4 protein-coding genes are annotated in these 2,970 nt (G+C 40.5%); 2 read left to right on the forward strand and 2 right to left on the reverse strand.

The window, feature by feature from the left end:
- The first annotated feature begins 7 nt into the window (after nucleotides 1-7).
- Both QZ265_RS09960 and QZ265_RS09965 read left to right on the forward strand, forming a co-directional pair.
- Nucleotides 8-91 carry a MoaD/ThiS family protein gene (locus tag QZ265_RS09960; protein WP_296405791.1) on the forward strand — a complete coding sequence of 28 codons (84 nt, stop codon included), beginning with the start codon at nucleotides 8-10 and terminating at the stop codon, nucleotides 89-91.
- A 32-nt stretch (nucleotides 92-123) separates the two neighbouring features.
- Nucleotides 124-657, forward strand: coding sequence for a molybdenum cofactor biosynthesis protein MoaE (locus QZ265_RS09965; RefSeq protein WP_296405785.1), 534 nt, complete (start codon nucleotides 124-126; stop codon nucleotides 655-657).
- Nucleotides 658-787: 130 nt separating this feature from the next.
- On the opposite strand, the gene modB is transcribed toward QZ265_RS09965, so the two are convergent.
- Nucleotides 788-1,498: a molybdate ABC transporter permease subunit gene (gene modB / locus QZ265_RS09970; RefSeq protein WP_296405787.1), complete on the reverse strand. Its 711-nt coding sequence runs from the start codon at nucleotides 1,496-1,498 to the stop codon at nucleotides 788-790.
- A gap of 345 nt (nucleotides 1,499-1,843) precedes the next feature.
- Nucleotides 1,844-2,785 (reverse strand): molybdate ABC transporter substrate-binding protein, encoded by a 942-nt coding sequence (modA, locus tag QZ265_RS09975; protein ID WP_296405789.1) that lies wholly within the window; start codon nucleotides 2,783-2,785, stop codon nucleotides 1,844-1,846.
- Nucleotides 2,786-2,970: the final 185 nt, after the last annotated feature.

Genomic DNA, 2,970 nt, shown 5'->3' on the forward strand with positions numbered 1-2,970 from the left:
AGTCGCTATTAATGATGAGTTCGCGGATTGGAATGTTGCCATTAATGAGGGCGATGTTATTGCTTTTATTCCGCCAGTCGCAGGCGGTTAGAATTCAGGTATTTTTAGGATTTGGAGTAACACATGGACAGTCATATTGCTTTAGACCGTGATCATCAGCATCAGGATCATCATCAGCCTCATCATCAGGCGAGTCAAATTAGCCATACGGTAGATGAAGCCTATGAAATAGCGAGAATGCAAGGGTTTGCTTTGCTTGATGAAGCGATTGATCAGCAACGAATAAAAAACTTTCTGCAAGATGAGCTGTGCGGAGCGTTGGCCACGTTTGAAGGTTGGGTACGAAATCACAATAATGATAGCCAAGTGACCAGCCTGACGTATTATGGTTATGAGAAATTGGCCATTAATCAAGGTATGCTTATCATCGAGGAGGCCAAGCGTCTGTTTGATATCCAAAATGCAGTAGCGATTCATCGTATTGGCGCATTACAAATCGGTGACATGGCAGTTTGGGTAGGGGTTTCCTCCAAGCACCGTTATCCTGCTTTTGATGCTTGTCGCTGGATATTGGATACGATTAAGGCTGACATTCCCGTATGGAAGCAAGAGTATTACCAAGATGAGCCCTCAAAGTGGCTTAGTAATAATGGCTAAAATATAGCTCAAGAAAAAAAACCTAAGAAAAATAGTTTAAGTGAAAAAACCTAAGTGTTGGTGTGAGATAAACAAAGATTAAAGCTAAGATCTAAAAACAAAGGCTAAGCCTTTCGGTTATAAGTCAAAACTACTTGTGCCGTTGGTTTATTTTGTTATTAAAACTGGCAATTAATCCTACCAATACAACACCTAAGGCTATCAGCAGCAGTGACATGGTATGCGCCATATCATAATTTAACGCTTCAACTTGCTCATAGATAGCAATTGAAATCACTTTGGTCTCACCAGCAATGCTACCCCCAATCATAAGCACCACGCCAAACTCACCGATAGTATGTGCAAAGCTAATCAAGCTGCCTAATATAATGCCACTTCTAGCTTGAGGGAGAGCAACGGCAGTAAAACGTCGTAAGCGACTAGGCTCCATCAGTAGTGCTATGTCATTGATACTGGTTGGGATTCGTAAAAACTGGGCATATACCGGTTGCACAAAAAATGGCAACGAATAGACAATCGACCCGATCACTAAACCTTCAAAAGTAAAAGCCAATGCCCCGATATTGTGCGCCACCAACCATTTGCCAAATCCAAAATTTGGACTAAGCAGCAGCAACAGATAAAAGCCTAGCACGGTAGGGGGCAATACTAATGGCATAGCAATCACCCCCATAAGCATGATTTTAAGGCGGGCGCTAAAGTTACTATACGAAGGCTTAGCCAACCAATATGCCAATGGTGTGGCAAAAACTAAAAGGCACACTGTAGTAATGCTGGCAAGTTTGATACTGAGCCATAGCGGGAGCAAAATGTCATAGAATTGGGGAGAAAAAAGTGACATAGGTTCAGTATTTGTTAAGTAGTAGGTAGTTGGTTAGTAGAGTAGAGGTTAGTTAGTAATTGGTACGCAGTTGACTAAAAATCCTAGGATTTCAAATAATTTAAAGAAAGTCTGTAATTCTTTTAATATCTTAAAGCTTAAAGCTTAAGGTAGTAATCAATCAAGTCAGCATAACAAGTTTAGAGCGCTTAACCTAGCATTTATCAGATTATTAGAGATAACCTGTTGACTCAACTTTTATCTAACCTACTATTTAACCCACAAGCTATTTAACCTACAAGCTATTTAACCTACAAGACAATTAATTAAACAACTTAATAATAAATTAGCTAATGAACAAACTAGCTAATGGCTATTAACCGGTAAATAGCCTGCTTTAGCAAATAAGTTTTGTGCCGTTTTGGATTGTAAGTATTGACTAAAGTCAGTTGCTTGAGGATTGTCACTAACCACGATGCCATCTTGCAAAATTGCAGGATAGCTTTTGGTGTCCAAGATGCGGTATTTTGAAGGTTGAACTTGTGCACTAATTAATTGCGATAAGGCCACAAAACCATAATCTGTGGTAGCGGTATGTGCGTATTGGAAAGCTTGACCTATATTTTCTGCTTGGATTAATTGTTTATGGTCACTTAGCGAGTCATAAACGCCTTGTTGCTGTAAAAAAGCTTTGGCCGATGCGCCATAAGGAGCAAGTTCTGGATTGGCTAAGCTAATTTTAATATCAGTTTTAATATGACTTTTAATGGCACCTATACTATTGATAGGCTCGGTAATAAATAGCCGCTGTAAACTCGCTTTGTCCAAGGTTTTCACAGCGCTTAAATCATGATTACTGCTATACAGTGCCAATTGACCACGAGCATAAGTAAAGGGTTTTGCGGCAGGATTATTTAAGGGGTGTTGCATGGCATATTTGGCAGGGAAATCCTGATCGGCGGATAAGAACAGATCGTACGGCGCTCCAGAGTTGATTTGTGCAAATAGCTTGCCCGACGAGGCGTAAGTGACTTCGATTTTTGGATTTGGATTTGGCTTGTCCTTAGAGGCATTGTCTTGGGCTTGATTATGGGTAGATTGATAGGCATCAATCACGATTGGCAGTACAGTGGCTAAATTAGCAGCGGCTGCGACACGTAAGACAGGCGCTTGTGTAGACGCCTGAGAAGTAGTAGCAGCGTTATTTTCAGAAGTAGATGAAGACTGGCTAGACTGTGATGGATTAGAACAACTGGCTAACAATAAACATAAAGGCAGGGCAGTAGTCAGTTTAAAGGTAGCGTTCATAGGGCACCTATAACAATGAGCAAACGCTCATGAGGTAATGATTAAAATTAGTTCGAATATAGCCTATTTTAGCAAACAGTATAGACGATTATAGACTTAGATTGTCGTATTGGCTATTGGCCTTGAGCGTGACCTTGAGCTTTTCCTTGAGAGCTAAGGTCTTCAAAATCGAAAAAGCCGAGCAT

It is taken from the genome of Psychrobacter sp. (genome assembly GCF_018260395.1).
Lineage (GTDB): Bacteria > Pseudomonadota > Gammaproteobacteria > Pseudomonadales > Moraxellaceae > Psychrobacter.